The 8,538-nt window shown below is 70.9% G+C and carries 5 protein-coding genes; all 5 read right to left on the minus strand.

Annotation, left to right across the window (positions count from 1 at the left end):
* Positions 1-42: 42 nt before the first annotated feature.
* A complete protein-coding gene (locus tag MF605_RS06310) occupies positions 43-1,923 on the minus strand; it encodes an ABC transporter ATP-binding protein (protein WP_123244007.1) in 1,881 nt (626 codons plus the stop codon).
* Entirely contained in the window at positions 1,920-3,110 is a 1,191-nt protein-coding gene (locus MF605_RS06315) for an ABC transporter permease (protein ID WP_123244009.1), read from the minus strand. The genes MF605_RS06310 and MF605_RS06315 overlap by 4 nt, the downstream gene beginning before the upstream one ends.
* A gap of 5 nt (positions 3,111-3,115) precedes the next feature.
* Positions 3,116-4,636, minus strand: coding sequence for an ABC transporter permease (locus MF605_RS06320; RefSeq protein ID WP_041105051.1), 1,521 nt, complete (start codon positions 4,634-4,636; stop codon positions 3,116-3,118).
* Between the two features lie 162 nt (positions 4,637-4,798).
* Positions 4,799-6,658 (minus strand): ABC transporter family substrate-binding protein, encoded by a 1,860-nt coding sequence (locus tag MF605_RS06325; protein WP_134415704.1) that lies wholly within the window; start codon positions 6,656-6,658, stop codon positions 4,799-4,801.
* 251 nt (positions 6,659-6,909) lie between these two features.
* Entirely contained in the window at positions 6,910-8,388 is a 1,479-nt protein-coding gene (locus tag MF605_RS06330) for a phytoene desaturase family protein (RefSeq protein WP_134415702.1), read from the minus strand.
* Between the last annotated feature and the right edge of the window lie 150 nt (positions 8,389-8,538).

The raw sequence follows: 8,538 nt of genomic DNA on the forward strand, positions 1-8,538 counted from the left end.
CCGGGGCCGGCGGCGGGACGCGCCCGCCGCCGACCCGCGCGGTCAGTAGACGCCCTCGCCGAGGGAGGCGAGGAACTCGCGGCGCTCCTGGCGACGCTCCGCCTGCTGGTCCGGGTCCGGCACGGGCGCCGCCGCCAGGAGGCGACGGGTGTACTCCTCCTTCGGACGGTGGAGCACCTCCTCCGTGGGGCCCTGCTCCACCTGGCGGCCGTCCTTGAGGACGAGCACCTTGTGGGCCAGCATGTCCACCACCGCGAGGTCGTGGGACACGAACAGGCACGCGAACTCGTAGCGCTGCTGCAGCTCCGCGAACATGTCCAGCACGGCGGCCTGGACGGACACGTCCAGGGCCGAGGTCGGCTCGTCCGCGATGAGCACCTGGGGGTCCAGGGTCAGGGCGCGGGCGATCGAGATGCGCTGGCGCTGACCGCCGGAGAGCTCGTGCGGGTACCGGTTCACCACGGAGCGCGGCAGACGCACCGCGTCCAGCAGCTCCTCGGCGCGGGCCAGGCGCGAGCGCCGGTCCCCCACCTTGTGCACGACCATCGGCTCGGTGATGATGTCGCCGATCGGGAACCGCGGGTCCAGCGAGGCCGCCGGATCCTGGAAGACCACGCCGATGTTCTTGCGCAGGGCGCGCTGCTCGGCCCTGGGCATCGTCGCCAGGTCGTGGCCCTGGATGCGCAGCGAGCCCTCCGCGATGGTGAGCAGGCCGAGCACCGACTTGGCGATGGTGGACTTGCCCGAGCCGGACTCGCCCACCAGGCCCAGGATCTCCCCCGGGGCCACCTGGAAGCTGACGTCGTGGACCACACGGTTCTTCTTGCCGCGGTGGTCGTACTCGAGGTGGAGGTTCTCCGCCTCGATCGCGTACCGGGCCTGCGTCTGCGTGGCCGTGACCGGCTCCGGCTCCGCCACCTCGAGCGGCTCGCCGAGGCGCGGCACCGCCGAGAGCAGCTTCTGGGTGTACGGGTGCTGGGCGTGCTGGAGCACCTGGTGCACCGAGCCCTGCTCCACGAGCTCGCCGTGGAGCATCACGCACACGCGGTCCGCCATGTCCGCCACCACGCCCATGTTGTGCGTGATGAGCAGGATGCCGGTGTTCATCTTGTTCTTCAGGGAGCGCAGCAGCTCCAGGATCTCGGCCTGGACCGTCACGTCGAGCGCCGTGGTGGGCTCGTCCGCGATGATCACCTTCGGCGAGCAGCTGATCGCCATCGCGATGACGATGCGCTGGCGCTGGCCGCCCGAGAACTGGTGGGGGTACTGCTTGAGCCGGGTGGCGGCGTCGGGGATGCCCACCATGGTGAGCAGCTCGACGGCGCGCTTGTCCGCCTCGGTGCCGTAGGCGATGCCGTGCAGCTCGAGGGCCTCCGTGAGCTGGTCGCCCACGGTGAGGACGGGGTTCAGAGCCGTCATGGGCTCCTGGAACACCATCGCCACCTCGTCGCCGCGGATGTCGCGCAGCTGCCCCGGGGTCATGGTGAGCACCTCGCGGCCGGCCAGCTGCACGGAGCCGGTGATGTCCGCATTGCCCGGGAGCAGGCCCATGGCGGTGGCGCTCGTGACGGACTTGCCGGAGCCGGACTCGCCCACGAGGGCGACGACCTCGCCGGGCTTGACGTCGAACGTCACGCCCTTGACCGCGTGCACCTCGCCGAACTCGGTCGCGAACTTCACGTCCACGTCGCGGAAGGCCAGCACCGGCTCGCCGCCCAGGTCGTCGTGGCGGGCCACGACGCCCATCGCGCTCGTCGCGGGGCCCGGGGGCACGCCACCGGCGCCGGAGGAGCCGGGCACGGCGGCGCCGCGCGCCTCGAGGTCGGCCGACGACGCCGCGTGCGAGCCCTGCCCGCCGGCGGTCACGTCGTTCTGGTTCTTCTTGCCGAACATGGATCGGCCTTTCTTGTCGTTCGCGCTCATCGCTGACCGTCCTCGTCCGCGTCGGAGATCCGTGCGGATCCGCCGGCCTCCTCCACGGGGGCCTCGATCCGACCGGCCGTCGGGGCCGCGGCCAGACCGCCCGCCGTCGTCGCACCGGCCTCGGTGGCGGCCGCGCGGCGGCCGAAGAAGCGGGGCCTGCGGTGGGCGCCCGCACCCTGGCGCGGGTCGAAGGCGTCGCGCAGGCCGTCGCCGAGGAAGTTCACGGACAGGGCGATCGCGAGGATGATCATGCCGGGCCACCAGAACAGCCACGGACGGGTGGTGAACGCGTTCTGGTAGTCGGAGATGAGCAGGCCCAGAGACGAGTCCGGCGCCTTCACGCCGAAGCCGAGGAAGGACAGCGAGGTCTCCAGCAGCACCGCGCCCGCGATGGCGAACGTCGCGTTCACGACGATCACGCCGATCGTGTTGGGCAGCAGGTGCTTGAAGATCAGGCGGCCCGGCTTGGCGCCCATGGCGACGGCGGCCGCCACGAACTCCTTCTCGCGCAGGGACAGGACCTCGCCGCGCACGAGACGGGCCAGGGACGTCCAGGACACGAGGCCGAGCACCACCGCGAGCGGGAGGATGCCCATCTTCATGCCGCTGGCCATCTGACCGAGCACCGCGGCGAGCACGAGCAGCGGGATGACGATGATCAGGTCGGTCAGGCGCATCAGCACGGAGTCGACCCAGCCGCCGAAGTAGCCGGACACGGCGCCGACGACCGCGCCGATCACGGTGGAGAGCAGGCCCACGATGGCCGCGATGATCATGGACTGCTGGGTCCCGCGCATCACGAGGGCGAAGTAGTCCTTGCCCGTGGTGTCCTGGCCGAAGGGATGCTCGCCCCAGCGGATGCCCTCGCCCCCGAAGGCCTGCGGCACGACCGACAGCGTCGGGCGACCGCCGTTCACCACGGAGGCCGCGGCCGTGTAGGACTTGTCCCACCAGCCGGGGATGCCGGCGAAGCCGATGGAGGAGAACGCCATCAGCGTGATGAAGACCAGCACGATCAGGGAGATCATCGCCGCCTTGTGGCGGAAGAACCGCTTGCGGACCAGGGCACCCTGGGAGTAGGACTTCCCTGCCTTGGCGCGGAGCTTGGCGTCCTCCGCCTCCGCGAGGTCGAAGATCTGCTTCTCGTCGAGCTGCGCGCCCGTCGTCGAGGAGTTGTTGGTGGTCATCTGGCTCACACTCGAATCCGGGGGTCGAGGACGGCGTAGAGCACGTCCGCCACGAGGTTCATCAGCACGGCGGCGGTGCCCGTCACGAGGAAGAACGCCATCACGGGCATGGGGTCCACGTCGCGCAGGCCGGTGGCGAACAGCTCGCCCATCCCCTTCCAGCCGAACACCTGCTCCGTGATGACGGCGCCGCCGATCAGGCCGGCGAAGTCGAAGGCCATGATCGTGGTGATGGGGATCAGGGAGTTGCGGAACGCGTGCTTCAGGATCACCTGGCGCTCCGGCAGGCCCTTGGCGCGCGCGGTGCGGATGTAGTCCTGACGCGAGACCTCGAGCATGGAGGAGCGCGTGTACCGCGAGTACGTCGCCACCGAGATGATGGTCAGCAGGATGGTGGGCAGCAGCAGCTGCGCACCGCGGTCCAGGAACACCACCCAGAAGTGGGCGTCCAGGTTCGGGGTGCCCGAGCCGATCGTGGAGATCGGGCGCGGCTTGACCTTCAGGAAGGTCGGCCAGTAGTTCATCAGGTGCTCCGCCACGATCGCCACGCCCATGATCAGGGCGGTCACCAGCGACGCGGACACGGCCGAGCCCTTGGAGAAGCCGCCGAGCAGGCGGCCCACCAGGATGGCCACCAGCACGAGGATGACGCCGAGGCCGGCCAGCAGCAGCGCGGACGGGGTCCGCCACAGCAGGCCGTAGGTGGCGTAGTAGGCGACGAGGCCGATCGCGGCCGTGACCAGGGCGGCCTTGAGGACCGATCGGTTGCGCAGACCGGAGATCACCGCGGTGGCGCCGACGGCGGCGGCCAGGCCGATGACCAGCTGCACGACCGGGCCCATCTGCGGATGCCGCCAGAAGTCGACGGCGAACAGCACCCAGCCGGCGAGCAGGATGAACGCGGCGGTGGCGCCGAACGTGAAGGCGCGCCGCCTGAGGTCGCCCGCCATGACGGCCTGCAGGACCAGGCCCGCGAGGACGGCGACCCCGATGAGGAGGGGCCAGTTCAGCTCGGGGCTGCGGATCCAGTCGTTGAACCGGATCCCCATGTACTCCTTCAGGAGGACGGCCGCCCAGAACACGGGCAGCGAGAAGAAGAGGAAGATCAGGAACGTGACCACGTAGTCGAGGCCGGAGTACTGGCGGATCGCGGTGACGATGCCGATCGCGATGCCGATGATGATCGCCAGGACGGTCGCGAGCACCACGAGGCGCAGCGTAGAGGCCGCGGCGTTGCTCAACAGGTCACCGACGGACTGACCGTTCCGGCTGAGGCCGAGGTCGCACTGACCGGTGACGCAGCCGCCGATGCCCTGGAGCCAGTCCCAGTACCGGGCGTACCAGGGCTGGTCCAGCCCCATGAATTCGGTGCGGGCGGCGATGAGGGTCTCGCGGTTGGGGTTCTGTGACTCTCGCAGGTCCTGAAGGGGGTCACCCGAGTGGGCCACGAGGAAGAAGAGCAGGATCGACGCGCCGAACAGCACCAGGAGGGAGCTGCCGAGGCGCTTGAGGATGAATTTCAGCACAACAGGGGGTGACCTTCCGTGCGAGTGCAAGGGAAAGGGAGGGGTGCGGGTTCGCCGCGGTTCACGGCCAGAGCCCGGCCGGTGCCCGGCCGGGCTCTGTCCTCGATCCTGACACCGGCGGTCCGCGGGAGGCGGACCGCCGGGTCAGAGGTCAGCGGGGCGTCACTCCTGGACGCGGACCCACTGCTCCACGTTCCACAGCGCACCCGACTGGGCGGCGGTGTCGCGCACGTTGGCGACGTCGGCCTTGTGGCCGACCAGACCCGGGTGAGCGTACAGCGGGATGGCCTGGAAGTCCTCCCAGAGCAGCTTCTCGATGGTCTTGACCTGCTCCAGCTGCTCGTTCTCGTCCAGCGAGGTGGCGAGCTTGTCCCAGGCCGCGTCCACCTCGGGGTTGTTGTAGCTCTGCTGGTTCTGAGCGCCGTCCGACTGGTAGATGTTCGCGCCGGAGGCCTTCTGGCCCGAGCCGGCCCAGGCGTAGAGGGCGGCGTCGTAGTCACCGGCCGGCATGACCTCCTTGAAGAACACCGGCGAGTTGGCGTCCTGCACGTCGAAGCCGGCCTGGTCGCAGGAGCTCTTGATGAGCGCGACGGTCTCGGTACGACGCTGGTTGCCGGCCTGGTAGCCGAGGCGGACCGTGGGCTTGGAGACGCCCGACTTCTCGACGAGCTCCTTCGCCTTCTCGATGTTCGGCTCGTCCATCTCCTTCGGGTAGGCCTCGTCCACGACCTCCTGGTACTTGTCCTGGAAGGGGAAGACCTCGCGCAGGTTCATGACCTGGGCATCCGCGTAGATCGGCTTGATCAAGTTGTCCACGATCTGCTGGCGGGGCAGGCAGAGGGCGAAGGCCTCGCGCAGCTCCGGGGAGTCGGCGAAGACCGAGCCCTCGCCGCGGTTGTAGTCCACGTGCTCCCAGGTCAGCTGGTCACCGGTCTGGACGTTGACGTCGTCGCCGAGGCCCTCGAGCTGCTGGAGGGTGTCCACGGTGGCCTGCGGCTCGATGACGTCGAGGTCGCCGTTCTGCAGGGCCTGCACGTGGGTCTTCGGGTCGGCGAAGCGGAGGACGAGCTCCTTGGTGGCCGGCGGGGTGCCCCAGTACTCGGGGTTGGCCTCGAGGGTGATGGACTGGCCGGCCTGCCAGCCGCCGTCCTTGAACTTGTAGGGGCCCATGGAGGGCACCAGCGAGGCGTCCGGCAGCTCGCCGGGGCTGAAGTCCCAGCCGTCGTTCCAGAACTCGGCCGCCGGGGTGAGCGCCTCGACGTCCTTCTCCTTCGCAGCGGTGACGAGCTCCTCGAAGCTCATGCCCGCCTCCTTGGCGACGATGTGCGCCGGCAGTGCGGTGCTGATGAGGATCTCCCAGTCCGCGTAGGGCTCCGGGTAGGTGACGGTGAACTCCTTGCCGTCGGCCTCGCCCTCGGGCGCCTCCGGGATGTACTTGCCCTGCTCGAAGGAGATCGAGTCGAACAGCGGGGTCTCGGAACCCTCCGCCTTGACCGTGTCGTTGTTCGCGGCCCAGTGGAAGATGAAGTCACCCGCGGTGACGGGGGTGCCGTCGGACCACTTGGCGTCGTCGCTGATGGTGTACTTCACGGTCAGCGGGTCGTCCGAGGTCTTCTCGTACGTGCCGAAGTCCTTGTTCGGGATGATCGAGCCGTCGGTGCCGAAGTACCAGAAGGACGAGAACATGCGGTCCACGACGGCCGAGTTGTACGTGGTGTACGTGTTCGACTGCAGGCCGTTGTAGGACAGGAAGTCATCGGCGCCCACCGAGTAGGCGATGGAGCCGTCCTGGGTCTCGACGTCGCCCAGGTCGGCCAGCTCCGGCCCGGAGGCCTCGGCGGTGAGCTTCTGGCCCTTGTCCCCTTCGATGACGTTGCCGGCGCCCGAGTCGCCGCCCTGGCTGGCGCCGGAGCCGTTGCTGCTGGAGTCGCCTGCATTGCCGCCGCCCGGGGCGCACGCGGAGAGGATGAGGGCCGAGCCGGCGGCCAGGGCCGCGGCAGCGGAGAGCTTCGTGTACTTCATGGAAGGTGCTTCCGTTCATGAGAGGTGCAAGGACGTCGCGCGCCCGCGTCCCTGTGGGGAGCTGGTGGTGCGAGACGACCCCCGGGCCGTTCCGTCGAGACGGGACGTTCCGTGAGATGGACCACACTGTAGCGGGCACATTCCGATTCGCGAAAGTCCGGATCCGGATCCGTCTCAGCCGTGTCGCACAGCGGTCGCCGACACCCCGGCAGGCCCCGGCCCGGCGCCGCTGCACCCGGGTGCCGGCGCGGTCAGCGACGACGGTCCGCCAGCAGAGTCCGCACGGCCCACGCCCCGCCCATGCCATGGACGCCGGCGCCCGGCGGGGTGGAGGCGGAGGCCAGATACAGCCCGGTCCGACCCGCCCGGTGCGGCCAGGGCGACGCAGTGGGGCGCAGGAGCGCGCGCGCTCCCGCGAGCGATCCCCCCGCGATGTCGCCGCCCACGAGGTTCGGGTTCCACGCCTCCAGATCGGCCGGGCGCATCGCGACCGCGGCCTGGATCCGGTCCTGGAAACCGGGTGCGTGCCGCTCCACCTCCGCCTCGATCAGCGGACGGACGTCGCCGGGGTGGCCGTGGGGCACATGGGCGTAGGACCAGACGACCGTGTGCCCCCGGGCGGGCCCGGTGGCCCGTGTGGGGTCCGCCGCCTGCTGCTGACAGAGCATGACGAAGGGCCGCGCCGGCATCCGGCCGGCCGCGACGTCGTCCTCGGCCCGCCGGATCTCGGCGGCGGTCCCGCCCAGATGCACCGTCCCCGCGCCCGCGAGCCGGGCGTCGCGCCACGGGATCGGCCCGTCGAGCAGGAAGTCGACCTTGGACACGGACGGCCCGGGGCGCCACCGGCGCAGGGCCGCGGCGTAGCGCGGCGGCAGGCCCGTGCCGGCGACGCGCAGCACCTGGCGCGGGGTCAGGTCCAGCACGACGGCGTCCGCGGCGGGCAGCGCGCGCAGGTCCGTGACCTCCTGACCCAGGTGCAGACGCCCGCCGTACGCCCGCAGCACCGCCACGAGCGACTCGACGATCGCCCCCGACCCGCCGCGCGCCACCGGCCAGCCCGAGCTCATCCCGAGCGCGCCGAAGAGCGCACCGAACGCCGCCGTCAGGGGCCGGCTCGAGGGCAGGATCGCGTGGGCCGCCGAGCCCGTGAACAGGGCGCGGGCGGCCGCCGTGCGGAACATCGCCCGGCCCAGCAGATCGGCCGGCCACGGGGCGCGCAGGCCGAAGCGGGCCATCGCCACCGGATGGGGCGGGGGTCGCAGCACCGGGCCGAGCGCGCCCGCCAGGATCTCGTCGACGTGGTCGACCAGGGCCCCGTGCACGGCCCGCCAGGCCCGCGCGTCGACGCCGAGACCCGCGGCGGTGGCCTCGAGGTCCCGGTGCAGGAGGGCGGCCGGCCCGTCCGGCAGCGGATGTCCCATCGGCACGGCCGGGTGCAGCCAGGCGAGCCCGTGGTCCGTCAGCCCCAGCTCCCGGAACACGGGGCTGGCGACGCCGAACGGATGGCCCGCCGCCCCGAGGTCCACCACGGTCCCCTCCCCCAGCACCGGCGCGGACGCGCACGCACCGCCGGGCACCGGGGCCCGCTCGAACACGTCCACCTCCCAGCCCTCGCGGGCCAGCAGGGCGGCGGCGGTCAGGCCGTTGGGTCCGGCGCCCACGACGACGGCGCGGCCCGGCTCGACGCCCCGGGGCAGGGCGAATCCGGGGCCGGTGGCGGTTTCGGTCATGGTCTCCTCCTGTGGTCCCTAGGTGTTGTGGGTCATGAGGTTCTTGGCACGAGGCCCGGGCTGAGATGAGACGAGTGGGCCTCTCCCGCAGGATGGAAGTTCCTACACCACCGACCTGCCCGAGAAGACCCACTCATGACTCACGCTAAC

The organism is Micrococcus luteus (assembly GCF_022664405.1).
GTDB classification, from domain to species: domain Bacteria; phylum Actinomycetota; class Actinomycetes; order Actinomycetales; family Micrococcaceae; genus Micrococcus; species Micrococcus luteus.